The following is a 26288-nucleotide window of genomic DNA, read 5'->3' on the forward strand; positions in this document are numbered from 1 at the left end:
CGCGACGACCGTTTACCGTTGACGCAGCCAGACGCGGCACAGCGCGACCAGCTTGTCCACATCGATCGGCTTGGACACGTAGTCGTCCGCGCCGGCTTCGAGACAGCGCGTGCGGTCGTTCGCCATGGCCTTCGCCGTCAGCGCGATGATCGGCAGATGCGCGAAGCGCGCGTTGCGGCGAATCTCGCCCATCGCGGTCAGCCCGTCCATCTCCGGCATCATGATGTCCATCAGGATCAGATGCACTTCGGGGCCGTTCTCCAGCGCCTCGAGCGCCTCGCGTCCGTTGCGCGCAATCTGCAGTTTCGCACCGAGCGGCTCCAGCACGTGCGAGAGCGCAAAAATATTGCGCACGTCGTCTTCGGCCAGCAGAATCGTGCGGCCTTCGAACGCGTTGTCGCGCTGCCGCACGGTGCGCAGCATGCGCTGCTGTTCCGGCGCCAGCGACGACTCCACGCTGTGCAGGAACAGCGTCACTTCGTCGAGCAAACGCTCGGGCGATTTCGCGCCCTTGATGATGATCGACTTCGAATAGCGGCGCAGGCGGTGCTCTTCCTCGTCGGACAGCATGCGGCCCGTGTAGACGATCACCGGCAGCGCGGCATGCGCGGTGTTCGCGGCGAGCCGTTCGAGCAGATCGTAGCCGGTGCCGTCGGGCAGCGCGAGATCGGTCACCACGCAGTCGAAGCTGAACTTCGTCAGATAGTCCAGCGCTTCGGCGAGCGTGGCGACCGCGACGATCTCGGTGTTTTCGCTTTGCAGCAACGCGCGGATGCTCTCGCGCATCGGTCCGTCGTCCTCGATCACCAGCACGCGTTTGATGCGCTGCTGCAGGCGCGCTTCCAGCCGGCGAATCGCGGCCTCCATCGTGCTGCGCGCGGTCGGCTTGAGCGTGTAGCCGATCGCGCCGAGATGCAGCGCCTTGTCGGCGTGGTCGGTGGCCGAGACGATGTGAATCGGAATGTGACGCGTGAGCGGATCGTTCTTCAGCCACTCGAGCACGGTCAGGCCGGAGCGGTCCGGCAAACCGACGTCGAGCAGCACCGCCGCGGGGCGCATGTCGCGCACCAGCGCGAGGCCGCTCGCCGCATTGCTGGCGTGGACGAAATCGAAGTCGAGTTCGTGCGTCAGATCGCGCAGGATTTCGGCGAACGCGAGATCGTCTTCGACCGCGACGATCAGGCGGCCGGTACGCGTGCGGTTGTCGCGGTCGTCGGCGATCGCGCCGCCGGTCGTTTCGGGCGTGTCGCCGAGGCTCAGACCGTTGGCGGGCGTAATGACGGCCGTCTGGTTGAAGCTCGACGGCGCGCGGACCAGTGGCGGTTCGGCTTGCGCCACGGCCGCCGTCGGCGCGACTGCATGCGCCGGCGCGAAGGCCGGCATCGGCGTCGGCGCGTTATGACCCTCCGCCAGAGCCGCCTCGGCATCGACCGGCAGCCACAGCGTGAACACGCTGCCCTTGCCGACTTCGCTGGCCACGGTGATCCGGCCACCCAGCAAACGCGAGAACTCACGCGAGATCGACAGCCCCAGACCGCTGCCGCCGTATTGACGGCTGGTGGAACCGTCGGCCTGCTGGAACGCTTCGAAGATCATCTCCAGCTTGTCCCCCGCAATACCGATGCCGGAATCGCGCACGTCGATGCGCAGCATGTTGTCCTGCGACGCCGCGATCGACAGCGCCACTTCGCCACGCTCGGTGAACTTCACCGCGTTCGAGAGCAGATTGCGCAGAATCTGTGTGACGCGCTGACCATCGGTGACAAAGGTATCGGGCGTACCCGGCGTACGTTCGAAGTGAAGCCGCAAATGCTTGGCGGCCGCCAACGGCTTGAACATTTCTTCCAGCGACTGCAGCGTCGCGTCGATCGACACCGTTTCGAGTTCGACCGTGACCTGACCGGCCTCGACCTTCGACAGATCGAGAATGTCGTTGATCAGCACCAGCAGATCGCTATTCGACGCGTGGATCGTTTCCGCGTAGCGCACCTGCTCGTCGCTCAGGTTGCCCGTACGGTTCTGCTGCAGCAGCTTGGCAAGAATCAGCGAACTGTTCAGCGGCGTGCGCAGTTCGTGCGACATGTTGGCAAGAAACTCGGACTTGTAGCGGCTCGACTGTTCGAGGCGTTCCGCGTTGGCCGCGAGGTCGTCCTGCGCGCGCAACAGATCCGACTTCTGCCGCTCGAGACGCTGCGCGTATTCTTCGAGCTGCACGTTGGTCTGTTCGAGTTCGGCCTGCTGCGCTTCGAGCCGCACTTGCGATTCCATCAACGCGCGGCCGCGCTCTTCGAGGCCTTCGTTCGAGACGCGCAACTCTTCCTGCTGCACCTGCAATTCTTCGTTCAGTTGCTGCGTTTCGGCCAGCGCGTCCTGCAGACGTTCGCGATACAACGCGGCCTCGACGAAGTCACCCAACGCGTTGCCGATCAACTCCATGAACTCCTGATCGCGCACGGTCAACTCGCGAATAAAGCCGAGTTCAATGACGCCGTTCACCTGCCCGTCGTTGACGATCGGCATGATGAGAAGATTTTTCGGCGCGCTCTTGCCGGTGGCCGACACGACCTGCACGTAATTGTCCGGCAGGTCGCGCAAAACCAGCGTGCGGCGCGCGGCGGCGGCCTGGCCGATCAGCGTTTCGCCCTCTTCGAAATTGCGCGCGCTGCCCTGCTCGCTTTCGCGGCTAAAGCCATACGCGGCGATACGGCGCAGCGTGCCGTGCTGCCGGTCGCGAATGTAGAGCGCGCCAACAGCAGCGTCCAGATACTGGGCGAGAAAATCGAGCACCGCGCGGCCCACCAGTTGCGGGGTCGTCTGCCCGACTACCTTCTCGGCCAGCAAGCGCTGCCCCGAGCGCAACCACACCTGCTCCTGCAACATCTCGGTCTGTTCGGTCTGCTGCCGCAAGACGCCGTCGTAAGTCGAAGACAGGCTCAACAATTCGCGGCGGCCCATCCACGCAAGCAGCGCACTCACGCTCAGACTGAACAGCAGGAATACGCCCACCAGCGTGGTGGTAACGCGCCGGGTCGCATCGCCTCGGTCCTGGCGCAGGCGCAATTCGACGTCGAGAAAATCGCCGAATTCGCGGCGTGTTTCGTCGAATTCGATTTTGCCGCGACCGCTCGCCACCGCGGCTTCATAGTTCTGGTTGCGGCGGCGCGCGTCGATCATCTCTTCGGCATAGCGGGACCAGCGCTGCTGAATCGCCTCGATCTCCTTGAGCTTGACGACCTGCGGCGGATTGTCCGACACCATCTGCTGCAGCATTTCAATCTGCGTCTTGAACTTCGGCCCACCGGTTTCATAAGGCACGAGGAAGCTCTCGTCGCCCGTAATCAGGAAACCGCGCATGGACGATTCGCGATCCACGGCGAGGCGCAGCATTTCGTTGGCCTGGCCGATCACGCGTTCGGAGTGCTCGGCCCAGTTCATGGTGGACACGAGATACGCGATCAGCCCGACGAACACCGCCATCGTGACCAGGCCAACGCCTAAAGGCAGCGCGATGTTACGGCGAATGATGCTGCGAAAACGATTCTGGTCGACGGCCTGAGATGCGGTCATTTTTTCTGTCTTCGGCTTGGCGAATCGAGTCGATTCGGCATATTTTTCGGATTTTTCGCGCGGAGCGGTATGTCGTTGAACGACCCGCGTCATCATACAGGAAGGGGCCCATTTTTGAGACGTTATACGACGGCTCAGGCTTGCTGGGCGGGGCTGTTGCCGATCCACGCAAGTTTGCACGGCTGACGCGAGTCAGCCGTGCAAAGCATGCGAAGGAAGCTGAAATGCGCCTACGCCGGCACGGTCTCCGCCAGCGTCGCGCGCGACCACACGCGATGCTGTTCCGCCGCCGCGATGAACGCCTTCAGCACATCGGCGACCTGCTTGTCGTCGCCGGTGGCGACGCCGTCGGCGTTGTCCGGCAACTGCGCCGCGGCGAGCACGTCACGCCCCGCGCCGAGCGCCGCAATCGCCTTCAGATGCTTGAACGCCTCGAGCACGAAATGCCGCGCGTCGCCCGATTGCGCGAGCCGCTTCGCACCCGCCTCGCCACCTGGGACGATCACGGCGTCGAACATGATCGACGGCAAGCCGGCAATCGTCGCGTCGGGCGCCATGCCGTCGATCGGCGCGAGCGTCGGGGCGATCAGCATGGGCGTTGCGCCTTCGTCCTGCAGCGCCTGCTGCAGTTTCCTGATCGCCGCGCCATCGGAACCCGGCGCGGCCAGCAACGCGATCTTGCGGGTCTTGATGCCGGGCTTCACACGATTCAGCAGACTCAAGGCCGGGGAATCCTTGGGACCGCTCAGCTTCGCTGTACCCTTCTTCGGCGCGGGCAAGCCCAGACCTTCGGCGACGGTCGCCGCGAGCCCCGCGTCGAAGTTCGCGAGAATCTCGTTCACCACGCGCGCGCGAATCTCCGGCTTGCTGACCTTGCCGAGTTCGAACTGATACGCGGCGGCGATATGGTCCTTCTCGGGCTGCGACATGCTGTTATAAAACAGCGCGGCCTGCGAGAAATGATCGGCGAACGATTCACTGCGCACGCGGATCTTGGTGCCCTCCACGCGCTCCTGATAACTTTCGAAACCACCGTCGCTCGGCGCGGGATCGGTTTCCTTCGGCCAGCCGCCACTCAGCGAATTCGGTTCGTAGGAAGCCTGCCCGACGTTGATCGTCTGGCGATGCATCGCGTCGCGCTGATTGTTGATGAACGGACAGACCGGCCGGTTGATCGGAATCTCGTGAAAGTTCGGCCCACCCAGCCGGCTGATCTGCGTATCCGTGTACGAGAACAAACGCCCTTGCAATAGCGGGTCGTTCGAGAAATCGATACCCGGCACGACATGCCCCGGATGAAACGCCACCTGTTCCGTCTCGGCGAAAAAGTTATCCGGATTGCGATTGAGGGTCATCTTGCCGACGATCTTCACCGGCACCAACTCTTCGGGAATCAGCTTGGTCGGATCGAGCAGATCGAAGTCGAAGTTGTGCTCGTCCTCTTCTTCAACAATTTGCACGCCGAGTTCGAACTCGGGGAAATCGCCCCGCGTGATCGCTTCCCACAAATCCCGCCGATGAAAATCCGGGTCCTTGCCCGCGAGTTTCTGCGCTTCGTCCCATAGCAATGAGTACGAGCCCAGCACCGGCCGCCAGTGAAACTTGACGAAACGACCTTTGCCCTGCGCGTTGACGAAACGGAACGTGTGAATGCCGAAGCCTTCCATGGTGCGCAGGCTGCGTGGAATCGCGCGGTCCGACATGGTCCACAAGACCATATGCGCGGATTCGGGCACGAGCGACACGAAGTCCCAGAAGGTGTCGTGCGCGGAGCCGCCGGTCGGCATTTCATTCGGCGCTTCCGGTTTCACCGCGTGCACGAAGTCGGGAAACTTGATGGCGTCCTGAATGAAGAACACCGGCATGTTGTTGCCGACCAGATCGTAATTACCTTCCTGCGTGTAGAACTTCACCGCGAAACCGCGCACGTCGCGCACCGTGTCGGCGGAACCGCGCGGGCCTTGCACCGTGGAGAAACGCACGTACACCGGCGTCTGCACGCCGGGGTCCTGCAGGAATGCGGCCTTGGTGTATTCGCGCATCGACTCGTAGACCTGAAACACGCCATGCGCCGCCGAGCCGCGCGCGTGCACGATGCGCTCCGGAATACGCTCGTGGTCGAAGTGCGTGATCTTCTCACGCATGATGAAGTCTTCCAGCAACGACGGACCGCGCGGACCCGCGCGCAGCGTGTTCTGGTTGTCGGCGATCTTGACGCCCTGATTGGTTCTCAGCGCCTCGCCTTGCGGACTCGCTCGAAACTGTTCGAGGTCTTGCGATTTCGGATCGCTCGCCGGCGCGTTTTTCGGTGTGGGCTTGTGCGTACTCGTTTTACCAGCCATGGGGATCTGCTCCTTGCGTTCGGGCGTGCCGGGGGGAATCCGGTCTCACGCATGGAGAGAAGGCAGCAAGGGATATTCCCGCGAGCAGGCGTCGCGTTGGCGGGTGGACGAAAAACGCGGCGTACGTCAAGCAATGGCGCCCGGTACGCCGCCGCGTCCTTCAGGTTGAAACGTGTGAATACGCTATGTCAGAAGCGATAGTTGATCGAGATATCCGCGACGCCGTTCGCTTTGCGGTGCGTGATCGGACTATTACCTGCACTACCCACCAGTTGCTCGTACGCACCGTCCGCAGTCGCGAACCAGTGCTTGTTGAATAGCCACACCGCGCTGATGCCGAAGCCCACCGACTTGAAGCCGGCGCTCGCGTGATATTGCGAGTACTGCGATTTCGCCGCCTGATTCTGATTCACGCCGAACCAGCTATTCATATACGTGGAGTCCGCCAGCGACACGTTCGGGCCGGCGAACCAGAAGAACTTCTTCGTGCTGCCCGGCATGGGCATATACGCGCCGAAGTCGCCGGTCCAACCGTTCGAACCGCCGAAATAGCGCCGCACGTCCGCGCGCAGCACCAGCGGGAAATCTTTCGAGATCACGTATTCGCCGGCCAGTTTGACGCCCGGCGCCGCGTTGATATTGCCGAGGCCGTTCAGCTCCTGCGGATCGTCGTGAGCGCGTCGGCCGAGATCGTAAACCGCAGCCAGACTGGCGCGCCAGTTCTGCCCTTGCGCGAAGTTAACCCCGAAGCCTTCGCCGCTCGACAGGAAAAACAGGTCCTTGTAGCGCACGTCGATGCTCGGGCCGCCCATTACGTGGTAGCGATCCGAACCTTCGTAGCGCGGCTGGAACGAGGAGGCCAAACCGAGGCGCACCTGCCAGTCGGGGATGTTCGGCTGCCACATCTTCTGCAGCGGAATGCCGACCGAGTATTGCCATTCGTTGAGTGGCGAAGGCGTTTGTGCCATGGCAGAGCCCGGCAGGAAGGAAATGCCGCCCAGGGTCACGGCCACCAGAGACGTCGCCGCGATGCTTGTTTGTTTATTGCGGAACTTGCCAATCCGCTTTCTACGGCTGTTCAACACCAGAAGCCTCCGATTCTCGCGTATCGCGAAGAGGGTTATGTTCTCGCCCGAGGTTCGCGGTGGCCTGTGGACCTCAGGCGACCGCCGCGTTGCTACGAGCAGCATGTAATTTTTTCAGCTAACGACACGCACTATCCGGCAAAACGCGCTGCTCGATTCTATTAAGCCCTGTAAAACGGGCTTTTGTACGAGCAAAGACGTGCGAAAGATTTGCCGATGGACACGCTAGTGCAAATTGCGGGCCTGGCGTGTGGAGAGCCGCCTCGAATGGGATAAGAGCAGGCAGGAAGCGATGAAGAGGGATGGCAAAAAAGACGTCCGGCGCCACCGTTGCGGCGCCGGACGGACAGGAAAGGTGCTTGAAGCTGTATGAGTTGCGTGAGGGCGCTCCAGGCTATTGCGCCGCTTCCACGAGCACGGCTTTGTCGCGATAGAGATTCGGGAACAGCCGCTTCAGATTAGCGACCTTCGGCATATCGTTGATCGCGATATACGCGGAGTTCGGGTGCAAGGTCAGATAGTTCTGGTGATAGAACTCGGCCGGATAAAAGCCCTTGAACTGCTCCGTCCGGGTGACGATCGGCGCCGGGTACACATGGGCCTTGTCGAGTTGCGCGATATAGCTCTGCGCGACGCGCCGTTGCGTGTCGTTCAGCGGGAACACCGCCGAACGGTATTGCGTGCCGCTGTCGGGCCCCTGCCGGTTCAACTCGGTCGGGTCCTGAATCACCGAGAAATACACCTGCAGCAACTGGCCGTAAGTCACCTTGCTCGGGTCGAAGGTGACCTGCACCGATTCCGCGTGGCCCGTCTCGCCGCCGCTAACCGTCTCGTACTGCGCGGTGTCGCGCTGACCGCCGGAGTAACCCGACACCGCCCGGGTGACGCCGCGCACGTGCTGGAACACGCCCTGCACGCCCCAGAAGCAGCCGCCCGCGAACACCGCGGTTTCCTCGTGCGCGGTGGCGGCCGAAATCGGTTCGTCGAGCGCGGGCGGCGCAATCACGACCGCCGTCTCCGACGAAAACGCCATTCGTTGCGCCAGCAACAAAGCCAGCGCGCCAAAGCCGACCGAGAGCGAAATGGCAGTCAGCCGCGAGCGCGCGGGCCGGCCTTTCGTAATGCGTGTCTCGAAGTTCATGATGTCCGTCCTGATCCGCTCAGCTCACACCGTTCGATGCGGGCGTAAAGGTCAACGCAAGACCGTTCATGCAATAACGCAGACCGGTCGGTTTGGGGCCGTCGTCGAACACGTGGCCGAGGTGGCTGCCGCAGCGACGGCACAGTACCTCGTCGCGCGTCATGCCGAATGACTTGTCCGTATGCGTGATGACCGCGTGGTCGAGCGGCTGGTAGAAGCTCGGCCAGCCGGTGCCGCTGTCGAACTTGGTCTTCGATGAAAACAGCGACAGTTTGCAGCCCGCGCAGCCGAACGTGCCGGCGTGGTGCTCATCGTTCAGCGGGCTGCTGAACGGCCGCTCGGTGCCCGCATCGCGCAGGATCCGGTATTGCGCGTCGTTCAGCATCTTGTGCCATTCGGCGTCGCTGTGCGACACCTCGTAGGCCGCCGCCGCGCCGCTGTCCGCCGCGCGCGTCACGTTCCACATCGAAGCCGTGCCGCCGGCCAGCGACGCCGCGCCGATAAACCTGAAGAATGTTCGTCTGTTGCAAGTCATGATGTTCGCCCCGGAAAGTCCGTGCCGTTCACCCGGTCAGGCGCCGGTCGCGCCGTCTGCGAGTGGTCTCGATGCTTGGTCGTGCTAGATCGGGTTTTATGACAGCATGCTCGTCTTTTTTGTCAGGCGGCGCTTACAGCGGAAATTTCGTGGTCGAGAGAATTTCCTTCAGCACCATGAACGAGCGGATTTGCCGGACGCCCGGCAGATACAGCAACTGTTCCGCGTGCAGACGGTTGAAGCTGTCGCTGTCGCGCGTGCGGATCGTCATGAAATAGTCGAATTCGCCGGTCACGACGTGGCATTCCATGCAACCGGCCACCTTCTGCGCCGCTTTCTCGAACTCGGCGAAGGATTCCGGCGTGGACCGGTCCAGCACCACGCCGATGATCACCAGCATCCCCGCGCCCGCCGCCTTCGGGTCAATCAGCGCGACCACGCCACGAATCAGCCCCGACTCCCGGAGCCGCTCGACTCGCCGCAGGCAGGCCGGCGCGCTCAGCTTCACTTTGGCCGCGAGCGCGACGTTCGAAATCGACGCGTCGGTCTGCAACTGCCGCAGGATCGCGCGATCGATACGGTCGAGCGCCTGCAGGGGATCGGTCTGGACGGCGGCGGGGTCGACCGCTGCAGAAGTGCGACGAACTTTTGTTGTGCTCATAGGTTGGTTGGCCGACTTTTATTAATTCGATTTTCGATATGCATTTTTAAAAGTAAGCTTAAGCCATTTATTTCGCAAGCTCATTTCAGACGGTTTTCCCTACCATGTGTTTCGACGCGCCGGGTTCCCGGCCGCCTCGACACCACGGACAACGGAGCTGCCATGAACCTGCAACGATTCCCTCGTTACCCGCTCACTTTCGGGCCGACGCCGATTCAACCGCTCAAACGGCTGAGCGACCACCTCGGCGGCAAAGTGCATCTGTATGCGAAACGCGAAGACTGCAACAGCGGTTTCGCGTTCGGCGGCAACAAGACGCGCAAGCTCGAATATCTGATTCCCGAAGCACTGGCGCAGGGATGCGACACGCTGGTGTCGATCGGCGGAATTCAGTCGAACCAGACCCGCCAGGTGGCCGCGGTCGCGGCGCACCTCGGCATGAAGTGCGTGCTGGTGCAGGAGAACTGGGTCAACTACTCGGACGCCGTGTACGACCGCGTCGGCAACATCCAGATGTCGCGCATTCTCGGCGCGGACGTGCGTCTGGTTGCGGACGGCTTCGACATCGGCTTTCGCAAGAGCTGGGAAGACGCGCTCGATAGCGTGCGCGCCGCCGGCGGCAAGCCGTATGCAATTCCGGCCGGCTGCTCGGACCATCCGCTGGGCGGGCTCGGTTTTGTCGGTTTCGCCGAAGAAGTCCGGCAGCAGGAGGCCGAACTGGGTTTCAAGTTCGACTACGTCGTGGTGTGCTCGGTGACGGGCAGCACGCAGGCCGGCATGATCGTGGGCTTTGCCGCCGACGGCCGCGCCGAACGCGTGATCGGCATCGACGCCTCCGCGAAACCCGTGCAGACGCGCGAGCAGATCACCCGGATCGCGAAGCAGACCGCGGAACAGGTTGGCCTGGAACGCGACATCACCGCGGCGGACGTGGTGCTCGACGAGCGTTTCGGCGGCCCGGAATACGGCCTGCCGAACGACGGGACGCTCGAGGCGATCCGCCTATGCGCGCGTCTGGAAGGCGTGCTGACGGATCCGGTGTATGAGGGCAAATCGATGCACGGCATGATCGAGATGGTCCGCAACGGCGAGTTTCCGGCAGGCTCGCGCGTGCTGTATGCGCACCTGGGCGGTGTGCCGGCGCTGAACGGCTACAGTTTTATCTTCCGCAACGGCTGAGCTCACGCCGCGAGGCGCTGGCGCAAATGCTCCCTCAGGAACTCGACAAACGTGCGGATTGTGAGGGAGCTTTGCCGATGCTGCGGGTACACGGCATAAACGCTGGCCGCGGCGGGCAGGAATTCGTCGAGCACGGTGACCAGCAAACCGCTTTTGAGCGCGTCGGCAACGATAAAGTCCGGTAGCCGCACAATGCCGAGCCCGGCCACCGCGGCATCGCGAATCAGGTCGCCGTTATTGGCGCGTAGCGGCCCGTGCACTTCGACGCTTTTCAGCGCGCCCTCTATTGCAAACTCCCAACTCACCGTACCGCCATGACCGTACAGCAGGCATGAATGCCGTGCCAGATCGGCGGGCACGGCGGGCGCGCCACGGCGCCGCACATAGCCCGGACTGCAGCACGCCACCATCCTGACGTCGGCGAGTTTCTGCGCGATCAGCGTGGAGTCGGCCAGCGTGCCGATGCGGATCGCCATGTCGAAACCTTCGCCGACCACGTCGACGGTACGGTCGCTCAGTTCCATGTCGAAGCGCACTTCGCCGTGCTCACGCAGAAACAGCGCCAGCACCGGCGACAGATGCATCATGCCGAACGACATTGGCGCACTCACCCGCAAGAGCCCGCGCGGGCCGGCGCGCTGCCGCGACATGGCCTGCTCGGCGTCGTCGACTTCACCCAGAATGCGCGTGGCGCGCTCGTAAAACTCCTGACCGAGCTCGGTCACGGCCAGCTTGCGGGTATTGCGGATCAGCAATTGCACGCCGAGCGTTTCCTCCAGCGCCATCACACGTCGGCTGACGAACTGCTTGGACAGCGACAGCCGCTGAGCCGCCGCCGTGAAGTTATGCGCGTCCACTGTCGCGACGAAAATCCGCATGTCGTCGAGTTGCATTTTATTGTCCACTCCATGGTGACAGTGTTTCCTATTTCACCATGATTATAACGATCCAGATTGACCTACACTCCTGTTCATGGATCGCGGACAACATCTGGCCGGATCGCACAACCCAAGGAGAAAAAAATGCTCGATATCAGACACGCCAATCAACGCGGCCGCGCGGAGCACGGCTGGCTTAGTTCGCGTCATACGTTTTCCTTTGCGAGCTACCACGATCCGAAGCAGAACGGCTTTTCCGACCTGCTCGTGATCAACGACGACCGCGTTGCGCCGGCTCAAGGTTTCGGCAAGCACCCGCACCGCGACATGGAGATCTTTTCGTACGTGCTGGAAGGCGCGCTGGAGCACAAGGACACGATGGGCACCGGCTCGGTGATCGTGCCTGGCGACATCCAGTTGATGAGCGCGGGAACCGGCGTTGCGCACAGCGAATACAACCATTCGAAGACCGATCCTGTGCACTTCATGCAGATCTGGATCGCGCCCTCGAAGAACGGTGCGGCGCCGCGTTACCAGCAACGCCACTTCAGCGCGGAAGATAAGCGCGGGGTGTTGCGGCTCGTGATGTCGCCGGATGGCGCGGATGGTTCGCTGGAGTTGCAGCAGGATGCGCGGGTCTACGCCGGTTTGTTCGACGGCGACGAAACGGCAAAGCTCGAATTAGGCAGCGAGCGTTATGCGTATGTTCAGGTGGCGCGCGGCAGCGTGATGGTGAACGGCGTCGAGTTCGGCGAAGGCGATGGTGCGCGAGTGCGCGATGAAAAGTCGCTGACCTTCACGCAAGGTCACGATGCCGAAGTGCTGGTGTTCGATTTGCGGAACATCGAAACGTCGGCGTTGTGGGCTTGAGCCGGATCACTTTTTGTTAAAGGCAGCTCGCCGGAGAGTTTGCGGCGAGCTGCCTCACTTCCCTGCTTTTAAAATTTAGATCGAGAAAAAATCATGCGCTACACGCTATTTGAAAACCAGAAAGACGGGATTATTCTCGTCGCCCGTGTGCTGTTGATGGTGCTGTTCGTGATGTTCGGCTGGTCGAAGTTGACGGGTTTTTCCGGCACGGTCGCTTATATGACGTCGAGCGGCGCGCCGGTGCCCGAGTTGTCGGCGGTGATCGCCGTGGTGATGGAGTTCGTCGTGGGTGTCGCGCTGCTGGTCGGCTTCTTTACCCGGCCGCTTGCGCTGCTGCTCGCGGTTTATACGCTCGGCACCGCGATTATCGGTCACCACTACTGGAACATGACCGGCGCCATGCAGTACGACAATATGATTCACTTCTATAAGAACATCAGCATCATCGGCGGCTTGCTGTTGTTGGCTGTGACCGGCGCGGGTAAGTATTCGATCGATCGGCGGTAAGCGTGGGGTGTTGACGTGCTAGATACAACATCTCGCACGTCTGCGCCGATTAACCCGCGAATTGCGCCAACACCCGTTCGCGGATAGCAGGACGAATATTCGACTGCGCCATGTTGCCGTGATAGTGCGCGACGACGCGTGGGTTCATCACATGGAACCACAACGGCGGCACGTACGCGAACATGATCATCGTGGCGTAGCCGGACGGCAATTGCGGCGCGCCGTCGAAATGACGCAGCGCCTGATACGAGCGGGTCGGATTCGCGTGATGATCGGCGTGACGCTGCAACTGGTACAGAAACAGATTCGTCACGATACGGTTGCTGTTCCACGAGTGCTGGGGCTGGCAGCGCTCGTAACGGCCGCTCGCGAGCTGCTTGCGGCCCAGCCCGTAGTGCTCCAGATAGTTGACCACTTCGAGCAACGACGCACCGTACACCGCCTGGATCAGCAGGAACGGAATGATCGTTTTGCCGAACAGCGCGATCAGGCCGCCCCACAGCACGACCGTCATCGCCCACGCATGCAGGACTTCATTGCGCCACGTCCACGGCGATTTGCCGAGACGTTCGAGGCGGTGCTTTTCGAGCCGCCACGCGGACGCGATGCTGCCGAACACGGTGCGCGGCAGGAAGGCCCAGAACGATTCGCCGTAGCGGGCGCTGGCCGGATCGGGCGGCGTCGCCACCCGCACGTGATGACCACGATTATGTTCGACGAAGAAATGCCCGTAGCAGACCGGCGCCAGCGTGATCTTGGCGAGCCAGCGCTCGAAACGATCGGTTTTGTGGCCGAGTTCGTGCGCCGTGTTGATGGATACGCCGGTCGCCGCGCCCAGCGACAGCGCGAAGCCAAGATAGTCGTACCACGCCAGGGCATGCGTGCCGACAATCCACACCGCGCCGAAGAACGACACGTATTCGATGAACGTGGCGAGATAAACGACGCGCCGGTAATAGCGCTCACGCTCAAGCGTCGGGACGACGTCTTCGGGCGGGTTGCTGGGGTCGTCGCCGATCACATAATCGAGCAGCGGGATGATGCCGAACACGAATATCGGCCCGAACCACCAGAAAATATGCCAACCGGTATGCAACGCCAGATTCGCGGCATGCAGCGGCAAGGTGATCGTGAGCGCGCCGAGCAGCCACAGGTAGCGTTTGCTGTCGACCCACCGCGCGGGGGCCGCTTGCGATGTTGCCATTGTCTCCCTCCTTGTTTTATGTCGCCCTTATCCGCGCATGGCTCGATGAAGGCCCGCGCATAGGTCGGTAGGACTTTTTCCGACTTCCAGATTTATATGGCCTGGAGCGTGGGATCGCCAAGGAATTGAGCCAGGTGGGAGTCTCCAAACGGGGCAGCGGCAGATGAGGCTTGTTGGCGCAGGGTCGAGCGGGTGAATGAAACGGGTGTTTGGGTGGAGGGAATGGGTTGGTCAGTGCGGCGCGCGGTCACCTGTTGCCCCCGGCCAGTTGCTTGACCACGGTCACTAGGATCGAATCTTCGGCCCCAAACAAAAACGGCGGCCCGAAGGCCGCCGCGCACTACTCACTCAACCACACTCCACCCTCAGACCGTCGCTTCGGCCTCAGCCTCGCTCACCGTCTCAAGCTCTTCGCTGTTGCGGATCAGGTGATCAAAAGCGCTCAGCGATGCCTTCGCGCCCTCGCCCACTGCAATCACGATCTGCTTGAACGGCACCGTGGTGACGTCGCCGGCCGCGAACACGCCCGGCACCGACGTCGCGCCGCGAGCGTCGACAACGATCTCACCGTGCTTCGACAACTCCACCGTGCCCTTGAGCCACTCGGTGTTCGGCACGAGACCGATCTGCACGAATACGCCTTCCAGTTCGATCGTCTTCACTTCGTCCGAACGCAGGTCTTTATAGACCAGACCGTTGACCTTCTTGCCGTCGCCGGTAATCTCAGTAGTCTGTGCCTGCGTGACGATGGTCACGTTGGCCAGGCTGCGCAGCTTGCGTTGCAGCACTTCGTCCGCACGCAGCGTGGCGCCGAATTCGAACAGCGTCACTTCACGCACGATCCCCGCAAGGTCGATAGCCGCTTCGACACCCGAATTACCGCCGCCGATCACCGCGACGCGCTTGCCCTTGAACAGCGGGCCATCGCAATGCGGGCAGTACGCCACGCCGTGATTGCGATACTCGCGCTCGCCCGGCACGTTGATTTCGCGCCAGCGCGCACCGGTGGCCAGAATGATGGTCTTCGCCTTCAGCACGGCGCCGTTGGCCAGGCGCACTTCGTTGATGCGGCCCGGAATCAGCGCGTCGGCGCGCTGCACGTCCATGATGTCGACTTCATACGTCTTGACGTGCTGTTCGAGCGCCGTGGCGAACTTCGGCCCTTCGGTTTCCGTGACGGAGACAAAGTTTTCGATGGACAGCGTATCGAGCACCTGGCCACCGAAGCGTTCCGCCACGACGCCGGTCACGATACCCTTGCGCGCCGAGTAAATCGCCGCTGCCGCGCCCGCCGGCCCGCCGCCGACGATCAGCGTATCGAACACCGGCTTCTTTTCCAGTTCCTTGGCGGCCCGCGCACCGGCATTGGTGTCGAGTTTGGCGAGAATTTCCTTCACGCCGCTACGGCCCTGGCCGAACACTTCGCCGTTCATGAACATGGTCGGTACCGCCATGATCTGGCGCGCTTCGACTTCGTTCTGGAACAACGCGCCGTCAATCGCCACGTGGCGAATGCGCGGGTTGATCAACGCCATCACGTTCAGCGCCTGGACGACTTCCGGGCAGTTCTGGCATGACAGCGAAAAATACGTTTCGAATTGATAGTCGCCGTCGAGATTGCGGATCTGTTCGATCACCGAATCCTCGAGTTTGACCGGATGGCCGCCGACCTGCAGCAAGGCCAGCACGAGCGACGTGAATTCATGCCCCATCGGAATACCGGCGAAACGGATGCCCGTTTCCTTGCCGGGGTTGCCGATCGAGAACGACGGCTTACGCTCGCTGTCGCCGCGACGTTCGATCACGGTGACGCGTTCCGACAGCGTCGCGATATCGTTCAGCAGTGCCAGCAGCTCTTGCGATTTTGCGCTGTCGTCGAGCGACGCGACGATCTCGATAGGGTTACTAACCTTTTCGAGGTACGTTTTCAACTGAGTCTTGAGATTGGCATCAAGCATGGCGATTCGATTCCGTGGCGATGGGTATTGGGTTCCCGGCGCCGCACGCATCCGGAGAGAAAACGTGCGGCCCGGGGACGCGCGAACCGTTCTATTGAACGGTCCGCACGCTGACACGCCGTGAGGCGCCTGTTGCGGTTGCTACCAGCGGTCTGGAGACCTTAGATCTTGCCGATCAGGTCCAGCGACGGCGTCAGCGTTTCTGCGCCCGGCGTCCACTTGGCGGGGCACACTTCACCCGGGTGAGCCGCGACGTATTGCGCAGCTTGCACCTTGCGCAGCAGTTCGCCTGCGTCACGGCCGATGCCGTTGTCGTGCACTTCGCACAGCTTGATCTCGCCTTCCGGGTTGATCACGAACGTGCCGCGCAGTGCCAGGCCTTCTTCTTCGATCAGCACGTCGAAGTTGCGCGAGATCGCCAGCGTCGGGTCAGCGATCATCGGGTACTTGATCTTCTGGATCGTGTCCGACGTGTCGTGCCATGCCTTGTGCGTGAAATGCGTGTCGGTCGACACGCTGTAGATTTCAACGCCCAGCTTCTTGAATTCGTCGTAACGATCGGCCAGGTCACCCAGTTCGGTCGGGCAAACAAACGTGAAGTCAGCCGGATAGAAAACGAACACCGACCACTTGCCCTTCAGGCTTTCTTCCGTGACGGTCTTGAAATCGCCATTGTGAAAAGCCTGCGCCTTGAACGGTTTAACTTGACTATTGATGATCGGCATTTACTGAGTCCTCTTTCGGAGTGGTTGGAAAGTGGAGTCAGTATGTCAGACGACGCTTAATAGGTAAAGTGAAGTGTTTCAATAATTGTGATAGTTTTACACTATTTGTTGCGCCGCCGCAGGCTATTGCGTCGGATCAGCCTTTCATCAAGCGCCAGAGGGTGGTTCGGCCGATTCCCAGCGCCCGGCTTGCCGCGGCGCGGTTGCCGCCGGACTCGTCGAGGGCGCGCATGACGTCTTCGCGGGTTGGCGTGGCGCGGGCTTTGTCGGCACTGGGTTGAGGATGGCGCTGCACAAGATCCGCCGCCGCTGCCCGCGTCATTCGCCCGAATTCGGGGAACACCGCCTGCCAATCCTCGCCGCCTTGCGATGCGGCCAAGGCGGCCATGCTGCCCGTCGTGGCCGATGTAGCGGCGTCGCCGAGATAAATCGCGGCGCGCGCCAGCAGATTTTCCAGCTCCCGCACATTGCCGGGCCACGCGTAGCCGTCGAACAACGGGGCGAGAAAGGCCAGCACCCGGTCCAGCGCGACGTCCGACAAACCATATTGGAGCGCGCTTCGGCTTAACAAGTGCCGCGCCAGTTGGGCGACATCGCCGCGCCGAGCGCGCAGCGGCGGCAATTCTATCTGAAGCAGATTCAGCCGAAAGTACAGATCCGCGCGAAACACGCCCTGCTCGACCAGCGCATGCAGATCGCGATGGGTCGCGGCAATCACCCGCACATCGACCGGCGTGGCGCGCCCGGCGCCGAGTTTCATCACCTCGCGCTCCTGCAGCACGCGCAGCAGCCGGCTTTGCAGCGCCGCCGGCATTTCACCGATTTCGTCGAGAAAAATGGTGCCGGTATGCGCGATTTCGAACAGGCCGGGCTTGCCGCCGCGCCGCGCGCCGGTGAACGCGCCCTCCTCGTGCCCAAACAGCTCGCTTTCGATCAGCCCTTCCGGCAACGCCGCGCAATTGAACGCGACGAACGGATTGCCGCGCCGCCGGCTCGCGTTGTGAATGCCCTGGGCGACCAGCTCCTTGCCGGTGCCGCTTTCGCCGGTGAGCAGCACGGTGGCGTCGTGCGCCGCGCCTGCACGGGCCAGCCGCCGCACCCGCTCGAGCGCCGTCGAATCGCCGACCAGATCGCCCAGATGATGCCGTGCGACCAGATGCTTCGGCCGCTGGCTGGTGCGCAGCGAACGGTCGATGCGCTGCGCGACCAACGCATCCTGCAACGTCACGACCGACCCGGAACGCACGCCCTGCTCCACGACCGGCACGCAGTTGACGATCAGCGCCCGGCCGCCGATCTGCTCGACGCGCTCCTCGATCGGCTGACCCTGTTCAAGCATTTCGCGCAGCAACGGCCCGACGGCCTGCGACACCTGGGCAGCCACGTCCCGTTCGCGGCCGGCCAGCAGCATGTCTTTCGGAGCATCGAAGCCCAGTAGATCGAGCATGGCCGGGTTGACCGCTTCGAGCTGGCCGGCTTCGTCGAAGGCAGCCACACCGTCGCGCAGATGGCCGACGATCGTATTCAGCCGCTCTCGCTTCGCTTCTTTTTGCCGGCTCACGCGCGCCAGTTCCACCGAGCGCTCGAACGCTTCCTCGACCGCGCCGAGCGAGTACAGAAACACGCTGGCCAGCCCCGCCTGCTGCGCGACGTCGCAGGCCATGCCGGGACCGATGATCACGCTGCAGCCTTCGGCGGCCAGATTGGCGACGGCGAGCCGCACTTCGTCGATCGACCGGTAGGCGCGCTGCTTCAGGCCGACCTTCAACCACGCGCTCAGGTCCGCCAGTTCATGCGAGATCGTCTCGTGCAGCACCAGGCCGATCTGCGCGCCGGGCCACGTGGTGGTGGCGCGGGTAATCGCGCTTAGCACGTCGAAACCGTTCACCTTGACCATCACGACCGGCACGTTCAGGTTGTCGCGCAGATACGCGCCGTTCGACCCGGCAGCAAGCACGACGTCGACGGCGCCCGCGTCCACATAGGCCTGCAAGGCCGTGACGGCCGCGCCGTAGCCCTCGCGCACCGAAAAGAATCGCGCACGCCCGGCGTAGCGTGGCGCGACGGTCTCGCAAAGCGATTGCAACCGGCTGATACTCACCAGTGCAACGCCCGGCCGGCCCGCCTGCGGCGGCGGCACCGACAGGGACGATGTGAAAGTGGACACCACGGTACTCCGCTTCGAATATGAAACGTTCCATGAAACGTTTCATGGAACAGTCTGCTCATTGTGCCACGAACCGCCGCGCGCCCTGTATTGCAGCTAAGTCGCTGATTGTTAGGCACAAAGCCAAAACCGAGGCCAATGGCATGCTTCTTGCAAAGCTTCATGCAGCTTCCTTCACTCCTATTCCTAACTGGAGACACACCGTCATGACCACTTCCGCCACCCGCCGCGCCGCGTTCCGCGCCAAAGTCTACGAACGCCAGGGCCTGCTCGTGCCCGGCGCTTTCAATGCGATGAGCGCGCGCGTCATCGAGGACGCCGGTTTCGAAGCGATCTACATTACCGGCGCGGGCGTCACCAACATGTCGCTGGGCCTGCCCGACCTCGGGTTCATCGGTCTCGCGGAAGTCGCCGAGCACACCGCGCGGATTCGCGACGCGGTCGCGCTGCCGCTGATCGTCGACGCCGACACCGGTTTCGGCAACGCGCTGAACGTGCGCCAGACCGTGCGCGTGCTCGAGCGCAGCGGCGCCGACGTGATCCAGTTCGAAGACCAGATCATGCCGAAGAAGTGCGGCCACTTTGCTGGCAAGGAAGTGGTCAGCGCGAGCGAGATGGTCGGCAAAATCCGCGCGGCCGTCGACGCCCGCGAAGACGGCAATCTGCAGATCATGGCGCGCACCGACGCGGCCGCGGTCCATGGTATCGAAGACGCGATCGAGCGCGGTCATCGCTTTATCGAAGCCGGCGCCGATATTCTGTTTATCGAGGCGACCGAATCGCTGGCCGACATCGAACGACTGCCGGCGCTGTTCGACACGCCGCAACTGATCAACATCGTGATCGGCGGCAAGACGCCGGTGCAGTCGCGTGAAGCGCTGGCGAAACTCGGTTACGGCATCGTGCTGTACGCGAATGCGGCGCTGCAGGGCGCGGTACTCGGCATGCAACGCGCGCTCGGCACGTTGAAGAGCAACGGCCGTCTCGACGAGGACGCCACGCTGGTCGCGCCGTTCAGCGAACGCCAGCGGCTCGTCAACAAGCCGCTGTACGACAAGCTGGATCGCGAATACGCCGCGAAGGACTGAAGCGGAGAGATAACCGGGGACACGGAGGGCCGTCGCGTGCTCGCGGTCGGCCCGCCATCCGCCGTTATGACGGCAATCCCCGGCGATACAAGCGGGTCGGTTGCGTTACGATTCAAGGCTAGCGGCCATGAGCCCTATTTCTACTGGTACGTCACCGTGTGGGCCGCGATCTCCTTGCTCGTCTACATACGCACACCGGAAACCCGCTTTCGAAAGGTAGTTGCAAGAACATGAAGCCAATTGAGCATCGCGCCAGCCGCCCGCGCGTCGTACGCGCCTTCGTATCCCGCACGCAGTCGATGAGGATCGGGCAATGACCGCAGGCGGCGCACGCAATTCGCACATCGGCTGGCTGCCGTATATCGTCGCGGCGACCTTCTTCATGGAGTATCTCGACACCACGGTGATCGCCACCGCTCTGCCGCAGATGGCGCGCTCGTTCGGCGTCGGTCCCAACAGCCTCAGTCTCGGCATGACGGCCTACATGCTGGCGCTGGCGATCTTTATCCCGGTGAGCGGCTGGGTCGCCGATCGCTGCGGTTCGCGCACGGTATTCTTCAGCGCGATCGGTGTGTTCACGGTGGCTTCGGTGTTGTGCGGGCTGTCGCAGAACGTTACGGAATTCACCGCGGCGCGTCTGCTGCAAGGCGTCGGCGGCGCGATGATGGTGCCGGTGGGCCGTCTGATCGTGGTCCGCAGCACCGAAAAAAGCCGCATGATGCAGGCAATTTCCACCATCACGTGGCCAGCCATCGCCGCGCCGGTGATCGGACCGCCGGTCGGCGGTTTCATCACGACCTACGCGTCGTGGCGCTGGATCTTTCTGCTCAACGTGCCGTTCGGCATCGCGGTCATGGCGGTGGCGCTCGCGTTGGTGCCGAACCTGCGCGGCACGGAGCGCAAGCCGCTCGACGTGGTCGGCCTGCTGCTCAGCGGCACGACGCTCACCGCGATTCTGTACGGCGCGGAACTGGCGAGCCAGCCCGGCGAGAACCCATGGGTCGCCGGCGCTGTAGTGCTGTTCGGCTTGTTGATGGGCATCGTGGCGTTCCAGCATGCGAAGCGTCATCCGCATCCGCTGATCGACGTGTCCACGCTGAAAATTCCGACTTTTTCCGTGACGGTGGTGACCGGCTCGTTCACGCGGATCGGTATCGGCGCGGTGCCGTATCTGATGCCGCTGCTGTTCCAGGTTGGCTTCGGGTTGTCCGCGTTCAAGTCGGGGCTGTTGCTGCTCGCGAGCGCGCTCGGCAATCTCGGCATGAAGGCGCTGACCACGCGCATTCTGCAGCGCTACGGCTTCCGCATGGTGTCGATCGTCGATGTGACGGTGGCGGGCCTGTTCATCGTCGCCTGCGGGCTGCTGACGCCGAACGTGCCGCTCGCGCTGGTGCTGATCGTCGTGTTCGTCTACGGCGTGGCGCGCTCCATGCAATTCTCCACGCTCGCCACCCTCGCCTACGCCGACGTCGCGCAACCGCAGATGAGCGCGGCCAGCACGCTGTGGAGCGCCGCGGCGCAGATGACGATCGGTCTGGGTATCGCGTTCGGCGCGGTGTCGCTGCGCGCGGCGGCGTTCTTCAACGGCGAGACGACGGGCCGCGTGTTTACGCTCGACGATTTCCGCCTGGCGTTTCTGTTCGCCGGTGTGCTGACGCTGGTGTCCGTGATCGGCTACTGGGGTCTGCCGCATAACGCGGGACAAAGCATTGGCGGCGGCTCGCGCGGCACGGAAGATCCCGCGAAAAGTTGACGGCGAACGCGTGACACGTCACGGCGTGAGACCGCGACCTGAGACAGTGACCTGATACGGCGGTGCGCGAAATGCAGCACCGCCGTATTCTTTTGAGGCATCGACAAACCGGAGGAGACACACGGTGCAAGCCAGCGATTTGACCATCTCGAGCAACAAGGCCGATCTCGACATCGAGATGATTTACACCTTCCTGACGCAACACACCCCGTGGGCCAAGGGCATGCCGCGCGACACCTTCGAGCGCGCCGTCGCGGGGTCGCTATGTTTCGGCGGCTATCTCGACGGCCAGCAGATCGCGTTCGTGCGCCTCGTCACGGACGAAGCCACTTTCGCGTACCTGTGCGACGTTTTCGTGTTGCCGGCGTATCGCGGCAAGGGCGTCGCGTCCACGTTGCTGAAGCACGTTTTCGCGAGTCCCTCGCTCACCGGTTTGCGACGCATCGTGCTGGTCACGAGCGACGCGCATCACGTGTACGCGCCGCATGGTTTCACCGGGCTGGCGAATCCGGAGCGTTATATGGAATTGCATAACCCGGCTATCTACAAGACGGACTGAGCGCCATCGGACCGCTGTCATCGCCGTGCCACGTTCGCCCGGTACTTTGCTGCGACAACAGAAAAACGGTCCCCACCCAATGTCCCAGCTTTTCGAGCGCGACTGCCGCAGCCATGCCCTTTTCGGCGGCCACCTTGTTTAAGGCCGCCTCCGCGAGCGCGCTGCTCAACGCTTTCCTCTGCGCGATGCAAATTGCCATCGGCGTGATGGCGCATTCGGACGGACTGTTTGCCGACGGCATCCACACGCTGAGCGATCTGGCGGCCGACAGCGTCGTGCTGGTCGTGCTCTACCTCACCACGCGACAGCGCGGCACCGCCCCGCGCGCCGCCGGCAACGGCATCGAGCAGGCGCTGGCGTCGCTCTTCATCGCCGCCGTGCTGTGCGTCACGGCGATCGAAATGTTGTGGAACAGCATCGCGCAGACCTCGACGCTGACCGACAGCACCGCCATGCATATCGGCGCGCTCGCCATCAGCGGCTTCGTCACGATCGCCAAAGAAACGCTGTTTCGCTACATGCGCGCCGAAGCCCGCCGCACCGGTTCGGCAATGCTACTGGCGAGCGCCTATCACGCTCGCGTGGATGCGGTGTCGGCGCTGGTCGCGACGTTGGGACTGGCCGGCAGTCTGGCCGGCGTACCGGTGCTCGACCACGTGGCCGGCGCCGCGATCGGCCTGATGATTCTGCGGATGGGTTACACGAGCGGACGCACCGCGTTGAAGCAACTGCTCGCCGGCTCGACCGACGCCGCCACCATCACGGTGGGCCAGACGGTCGAATAGCGAGTCAAATAACGCCGCGTCGAATAGCGCGGCGTCAGCCGTAGGCGCGTTCGCGCATCCACTTCGTCATGATCCATTTGTCGCCGCCAAGCACGGGCGAGCCGCCGTGCAAGGTCAGCGGATCGAGCTGACGCTGGCCGTTCATATAGCGGAAATACACCGCGCCGCCCTGGTTCGCCGCGACCGATAAACCCGCTTCCGGGAAGATCGTTTCGCCGCCGTCGGGCACGTCGTTCAGATAGATCACCAAGGTCGAGACGCGCTGGCCGCCCTGCGCGGTATGCACGGCGCTGCCGGGTTGATCGGGTGGGAAGTAGTCGAAATGCGGACGGTATTCGCCGGTCACGCCGTAATGCAGAATCTGCAGCCCTTCGCCGTTTTCGACCGGCCAGTTCATCAGGCTGGAGATGCGGCGGTCCATCTTCTCGATGAACGCGTCCTCGCCGCGCTGATACCAGATGCCCTCGCTGGTGCGATTGCGGATCACGTCCTCCTTGCCGGTGTCCGGATTGACGATCGTGGAACGTTTCAGCCGATGCCGCGAACGCTCGATCATCTCCTCGCATTCTTCGGGCGACAGCACGTCGGCGAACACGATCACTTGCGGCCGTTCGCAGCGCATCAGCACGCGCACGTCGCGGTCATGGGCGCGGATCACGTTGCCGGCGGCGACCGGCGACTCATCGTAGTGATACGTGCGCGGCGCGGTTTTGGCGAGCACGGCTTCGGTCGCGGCGAGCGACGCCGCTCCGGCGTCCTGCGCTTCCTGGCCGAACGCTTTGTGGACGGCCGAGCGCGCGGCGTCGGCGGCGAAACCGGCCTGCACCATCGAGTCGATCATCGAATCCACGCTGCAGCCGCGCGCCACATTGCTGCTGAGCCACTCTTCCCAGGCGGAATCCACTACTGGCATGACATCCCCTCGTTTCGTCGGCGTGACGAAATACTATCAACTCGCCGGCACATGGCAAGCGGCGGGAGGGATGGGCGACGGCGGGCGGTCAGCCCTGCAGCTGTCGGCCGCGATAAAGCGCCAGGCCTTTTTTCGCTTGTGCGCGGATGGCGCGCTTCACCAGCGGCGACCAGCCGAGCAGCATCCCCTTGACGCCCAACGCCTGACGCGACCAGAGCCACACATCGAAACTGTCGCGATGCTCGACGATAAGGCCGTCGCGAAACACGAAACGCGCGTCGATCCGGTTGACCACCTCGCGGCCCGTTTGGCTGAACAGGTAGCGGGCGACCCAGTGGGCGCGGCCGTTACGCTCGTCCGAGTCGACGTTGTCGAAGCTCAGCGAGAAGTTCTGCGCACGCGCCACCAGCATGCGCCACATGTCACGCGCTTCGTCGCCGCGCAATTCGCCGAACACGGGATCGCTGAAGACCACGTCGTCGGCATAGCAGGCGGCCATGGCTTCGGCGTCGCGCTGCTGGAAGGCCGTGTAAAACCGCTCGATCAATGCGTTGTGGGTTTGGCTCATTTTTTTTCGTATTGTGCGTTGCCGGGATTAGCGAAGAAACCTGGGTCCGGAAGTGCCGCGCGGTTATTCGGGCGCGAGCACGCAGCACACAATATCGGAAAACGGCGCGGGCTGGATAGCCTGGCCGCGCTCTAGCCGTTCGACACCACCCCACGTACCTGCGCCGCTTCGGCGCGGCCGCCCAGCAGCCAGACGCCGGCCGCGATCGCCGCAGCGGCGAGCCCGGCCAAGCCCAGCGCAGCGGCAAAGCCGCTGGCAAAGCTCGCATGCGCGGCCGACATCAGCGTCTGCCGCAGCGCCGACGACATAGGCGCGGTCGCTTGCGCCGTGTCGCCTGACAGCACGTGGGACAGGAAACCGGCGTCGAGCGCGGCTTTGACTTCGGGCGTGAGCGGCGTATTGGCGATGAAAGCCGTGTGGGTGCGGGCCGCGAGCACCGCGCCTAGCACGCCGACCGAGGTCACGATCGCGGTGAAACGCGTGGTCGTGCTGATGCCGGACGCCATGCCGGTGCGGTCCGGCGGCACGCACGCCATGATCGCTTTCTGGGTATCGCCGTTCAGAATGCCGGCGCCCAATCCCGTCACGATCATGCCGAGCGCGACCAGCGCATAGCGCTCGTCGCCGGCCACCAGCGCCGTCAGCAGATTGCCCAGCGCGATCAGCAGCAAACCGGCCGACAGCAGCGCCATCGCCGAAAAGCGCCTGCCGAGCGCCGCGCCGATGTACGGCCCGACCACCATCGCCAGCGCGAACGGCAGCATGCCGACGCCCGCCGCCACCGCCGACAACCCGAACGCGTTCTGCAGATACAGCGGCAGGAACGTCATCATGACCTGCGCGCAGGCGGCGTAACCGAACATCGCGAGCACGGCGGCGACGAAGCGCGGCTGGCGGAACAGCGCGAGATCGACCATGGCGTGCGTCCGCGCGCGTTGCAACTGGACGAACCAGCCCAGCAGCAGCGCGCAGCCCGCGAGCCTGGCGGCCGTGGGCCAGCTCGCGAGGCCGTCGGCGGGCACTTCGATCAAGGCCCAGATGCCGAGCGACAACGCCAGCCCGAACAGGACGCCGCCGGCGACGTCGAGCGGACCGCGCTGCGGATTGCGCGATTCGACGATCGTGCGCGACGCGCACCACGCCAGCACCGCGCACACCGGCAGATTCAGCAGAAAGATCCAGCGCCAGCCGAGCCATTGCGTGATGACGCCGCCGACCAGCGGCGCGATGGTGGTCGCCAGTCCCATGCAGGTGCCCCACACGGCCCATGCGCGCACCCGCGCCGGGCCTTCGTGGAAGGTGTTCGCGATCACCGCGAGCGCCGCGGTCAGCAGCATCGCGGCGCCCACGCCTTTAACCGCGCGCGCGACGTTCAGGAACAGCGCGGACGGCGCCGCCCCGCAACCGAGCGACGCCAGAAAGAACACCGCGAGGCCGAGCAACAGCATCTTCTTGCGACCGACGCGGTCGGCCAGACCGCCGGCGGGCAGCAGACACGACGCGAACGCGACCATGTAGGCGCTGACGACCCATTCGACGTCGGCGAAACTCGCGTGGAACGAACGCGCGATTGAAGGCAGCGAGACGGCGACGACGTTGGTGTCGAGCACGATCAGCGCGCAGGTCGCGGAGGCGGTGGCGAGGATGAACGCGGGGTTGGGGGCCGGCGTGGGCGTGGGCGTGGGCGTTGTGGCGTGAGCAGAGTCAGGTGGCATGGGCGCGGTGTCTAACTAAAGAGGAGCGGAGTCACCTCATCGTAGCGACGCTGGTATTTCCTGTCATTGGCATAGAATCGCAAAATAA

At 63.3% G+C, this 26288-nt stretch carries 21 protein-coding genes; 7 read left to right on the forward strand and 14 right to left on the reverse strand.

The window, feature by feature from the left end; translation table 11 throughout:
- Positions 1–12: 12 nt before the first annotated feature.
- From HWY05_RS01865 to HWY05_RS01890, 6 genes are all read right to left on the reverse strand, one after another.
- Complete coding sequence (locus tag HWY05_RS01865; RefSeq protein WP_176057215.1) at positions 13–3567, reverse strand: response regulator; 3555 nt, start codon at positions 3565–3567, stop codon at positions 13–15.
- A 230-nt stretch (positions 3568–3797) separates the two neighbouring features.
- Complete coding sequence (katE, locus tag HWY05_RS01870) at positions 3798–5909, reverse strand: catalase HPII (RefSeq protein WP_176057216.1); 2112 nt, start codon at positions 5907–5909, stop codon at positions 3798–3800.
- Between the two features lie 188 nt (positions 5910–6097).
- Positions 6098–6994, reverse strand: coding sequence for a MipA/OmpV family protein (locus HWY05_RS01875; protein WP_035557716.1), 897 nt, complete (start codon positions 6992–6994; stop codon positions 6098–6100).
- A gap of 394 nt (positions 6995–7388) precedes the next feature.
- Positions 7389–8135, reverse strand: coding sequence for a peptide-methionine (S)-S-oxide reductase MsrA (msrA, locus tag HWY05_RS01880; RefSeq protein ID WP_051980841.1), 747 nt, complete (start codon positions 8133–8135; stop codon positions 7389–7391).
- A 19-nt stretch (positions 8136–8154) separates the two neighbouring features.
- Positions 8155–8670 carry a peptide-methionine (R)-S-oxide reductase MsrB gene (gene msrB / locus HWY05_RS01885; protein ID WP_035557718.1) on the reverse strand — a complete coding sequence of 172 codons (516 nt, stop codon included), beginning with the start codon at positions 8668–8670 and terminating at the stop codon, positions 8155–8157.
- A gap of 133 nt (positions 8671–8803) precedes the next feature.
- The gene (locus HWY05_RS01890; RefSeq protein ID WP_176057217.1) at positions 8804–9331 is read right to left on the reverse strand and encodes an Lrp/AsnC ligand binding domain-containing protein; all 528 of its coding nucleotides are present in this window, start codon (positions 9329–9331) and stop codon (positions 8804–8806) included.
- Positions 9332–9493: 162 nt separating this feature from the next.
- Between HWY05_RS01890 and HWY05_RS01895 the strand changes: the two genes are divergently transcribed.
- Positions 9494–10510, forward strand: a complete 1017-nt coding sequence (locus HWY05_RS01895) for a 1-aminocyclopropane-1-carboxylate deaminase (RefSeq protein WP_176057218.1) — start codon at positions 9494–9496, stop codon at positions 10508–10510.
- Between the two features lie 2 nt (positions 10511–10512).
- Here the strand turns inward: HWY05_RS01895 and HWY05_RS01900 are convergent, their stop codons facing one another.
- Positions 10513–11403, reverse strand: a complete 891-nt coding sequence (locus HWY05_RS01900; protein WP_176057219.1) for a LysR family transcriptional regulator — start codon at positions 11401–11403, stop codon at positions 10513–10515.
- Between the two features lie 129 nt (positions 11404–11532).
- Between HWY05_RS01900 and HWY05_RS01905 the strand changes: the two genes are divergently transcribed.
- Positions 11533–12258 (forward strand): pirin family protein, encoded by a 726-nt coding sequence (locus HWY05_RS01905; protein WP_035557729.1) that lies wholly within the window; start codon positions 11533–11535, stop codon positions 12256–12258.
- A gap of 93 nt (positions 12259–12351) precedes the next feature.
- Positions 12352–12765 (forward strand): DoxX family protein, encoded by a 414-nt coding sequence (locus HWY05_RS01910; protein ID WP_035557732.1) that lies wholly within the window; start codon positions 12352–12354, stop codon positions 12763–12765.
- 49 nt (positions 12766–12814) lie between these two features.
- On the opposite strand, the gene HWY05_RS01915 is transcribed toward HWY05_RS01910, so the two are convergent.
- From HWY05_RS01915 to prpR, 4 genes are all read right to left on the reverse strand, one after another.
- Positions 12815–13969, reverse strand: coding sequence for an alkane 1-monooxygenase (locus HWY05_RS01915; protein ID WP_176057220.1), 1155 nt, complete (start codon positions 13967–13969; stop codon positions 12815–12817).
- A gap of 365 nt (positions 13970–14334) precedes the next feature.
- Positions 14335–15927: an alkyl hydroperoxide reductase subunit F gene (gene ahpF, locus HWY05_RS01920; protein ID WP_035557740.1), complete on the reverse strand. Its 1593-nt coding sequence runs from the start codon at positions 15925–15927 to the stop codon at positions 14335–14337.
- 161 nt (positions 15928–16088) lie between these two features.
- Positions 16089–16652, reverse strand: coding sequence for an alkyl hydroperoxide reductase subunit C (ahpC, locus tag HWY05_RS01925; RefSeq protein WP_035557742.1), 564 nt, complete (start codon positions 16650–16652; stop codon positions 16089–16091).
- Positions 16653–16788: 136 nt separating this feature from the next.
- Positions 16789–18819, reverse strand: coding sequence for a propionate catabolism operon regulatory protein PrpR (gene prpR / locus HWY05_RS01930; protein WP_244146461.1), 2031 nt, complete (start codon positions 18817–18819; stop codon positions 16789–16791).
- 206 nt (positions 18820–19025) lie between these two features.
- Here prpR and HWY05_RS01935 point away from each other — a divergent pair, with 206 nt between their 5' ends.
- The 4 genes from HWY05_RS01935 (at position 19026) to HWY05_RS01950 (ending at position 23004) form a co-directional block, all read left to right on the forward strand.
- Positions 19026–19907, forward strand: a complete 882-nt coding sequence (locus tag HWY05_RS01935; RefSeq protein WP_035557745.1) for an oxaloacetate decarboxylase — start codon at positions 19026–19028, stop codon at positions 19905–19907.
- A gap of 313 nt (positions 19908–20220) precedes the next feature.
- Positions 20221–21660 carry an MFS transporter gene (locus tag HWY05_RS01940; RefSeq protein ID WP_176057221.1) on the forward strand — a complete coding sequence of 480 codons (1440 nt, stop codon included), beginning with the start codon at positions 20221–20223 and terminating at the stop codon, positions 21658–21660.
- A 124-nt stretch (positions 21661–21784) separates the two neighbouring features.
- On the forward strand, positions 21785–22219 hold the full coding sequence (locus HWY05_RS01945) for a GNAT family N-acetyltransferase (RefSeq protein WP_176057222.1): 435 nt from the start codon (positions 21785–21787) through the stop codon (positions 22217–22219).
- 113 nt (positions 22220–22332) lie between these two features.
- Positions 22333–23004 (forward strand): cation diffusion facilitator family transporter, encoded by a 672-nt coding sequence (locus HWY05_RS01950; protein ID WP_279614063.1) that lies wholly within the window; start codon positions 22333–22335, stop codon positions 23002–23004.
- A gap of 34 nt (positions 23005–23038) precedes the next feature.
- Here the strand turns inward: HWY05_RS01950 and HWY05_RS01955 are convergent, their stop codons facing one another.
- The 3 genes from HWY05_RS01955 to HWY05_RS01965 form a co-directional block, all read right to left on the reverse strand.
- Positions 23039–23917: a 2OG-Fe(II) oxygenase gene (locus HWY05_RS01955; protein WP_035557754.1), complete on the reverse strand. Its 879-nt coding sequence runs from the start codon at positions 23915–23917 to the stop codon at positions 23039–23041.
- Positions 23918–24005: 88 nt separating this feature from the next.
- A complete protein-coding gene (locus tag HWY05_RS01960) occupies positions 24006–24485 on the reverse strand; it encodes a nuclear transport factor 2 family protein (protein WP_035557757.1) in 480 nt (159 codons plus the stop codon).
- Between the two features lie 131 nt (positions 24486–24616).
- Complete coding sequence (locus HWY05_RS01965; protein ID WP_176057223.1) at positions 24617–26200, reverse strand: MFS transporter; 1584 nt, start codon at positions 26198–26200, stop codon at positions 24617–24619.
- Positions 26201–26288 lie beyond the last annotated feature (88 nt).

It is taken from the genome of Paraburkholderia sp. BCC1876 (assembly GCF_902833695.1).
GTDB lineage: Bacteria > Pseudomonadota > Gammaproteobacteria > Burkholderiales > Burkholderiaceae > Paraburkholderia.

Bases quoted from the DNA above. Each gene is read 5' to 3' on its own strand.
- HWY05_RS01900 (WP_176057219.1), bottom strand. From the start codon at position 11,403: ATGCAACTCGACGACATGCGGATTTTCGTCGCGACAGTGGACGCGCAT.
- HWY05_RS01865 (WP_176057215.1), bottom strand. From the start codon at position 3,567: ATGACCGCATCTCAGGCCGTCGACCAGAATCGTTTTCGCAGCATCATT.
- HWY05_RS01890 (WP_176057217.1), bottom strand. From the start codon at position 9,331: ATGAGCACAACAAAAGTTCGTCGCACTTCTGCAGCGGTCGACCCCGCC.
- HWY05_RS01905 (WP_035557729.1), top strand. From the start codon at position 11,533: ATGCTCGATATCAGACACGCCAATCAACGCGGCCGCGCGGAGCACGGC.
- msrA (WP_051980841.1), bottom strand. From the start codon at position 8,135: ATGAACTTCGAGACACGCATTACGAAAGGCCGGCCCGCGCGCTCGCGG.
- ahpC (WP_035557742.1), bottom strand. From the start codon at position 16,652: ATGCCGATCATCAATAGTCAAGTTAAACCGTTCAAGGCGCAGGCTTTT.
- msrB (WP_035557718.1), bottom strand. From the start codon at position 8,670: ATGACTTGCAACAGACGAACATTCTTCAGGTTTATCGGCGCGGCGTCG.
- HWY05_RS01910 (WP_035557732.1), top strand. From the start codon at position 12,352: ATGCGCTACACGCTATTTGAAAACCAGAAAGACGGGATTATTCTCGTC.
- HWY05_RS01895 (WP_176057218.1), top strand. From the start codon at position 9,494: ATGAACCTGCAACGATTCCCTCGTTACCCGCTCACTTTCGGGCCGACG.
- HWY05_RS01935 (WP_035557745.1), top strand. From the start codon at position 19,026: ATGACCACTTCCGCCACCCGCCGCGCCGCGTTCCGCGCCAAAGTCTAC.
- HWY05_RS01960 (WP_035557757.1), bottom strand. From the start codon at position 24,485: ATGAGCCAAACCCACAACGCATTGATCGAGCGGTTTTACACGGCCTTC.
- HWY05_RS01955 (WP_035557754.1), bottom strand. From the start codon at position 23,917: ATGCCAGTAGTGGATTCCGCCTGGGAAGAGTGGCTCAGCAGCAATGTG.
- ahpF (WP_035557740.1), bottom strand. From the start codon at position 15,927: ATGCTTGATGCCAATCTCAAGACTCAGTTGAAAACGTACCTCGAAAAG.
- katE (WP_176057216.1), bottom strand. From the start codon at position 5,909: ATGGCTGGTAAAACGAGTACGCACAAGCCCACACCGAAAAACGCGCCG.
- HWY05_RS01950 (WP_279614063.1), top strand. From the start codon at position 22,333: ATGCCCTTTTCGGCGGCCACCTTGTTTAAGGCCGCCTCCGCGAGCGCG.
- HWY05_RS01915 (WP_176057220.1), bottom strand. From the start codon at position 13,969: ATGGCAACATCGCAAGCGGCCCCCGCGCGGTGGGTCGACAGCAAACGC.
- HWY05_RS01965 (WP_176057223.1), bottom strand. From the start codon at position 26,200: ATGCCACCTGACTCTGCTCACGCCACAACGCCCACGCCCACGCCCACG.
- HWY05_RS01940 (WP_176057221.1), top strand. From the start codon at position 20,221: ATGACCGCAGGCGGCGCACGCAATTCGCACATCGGCTGGCTGCCGTAT.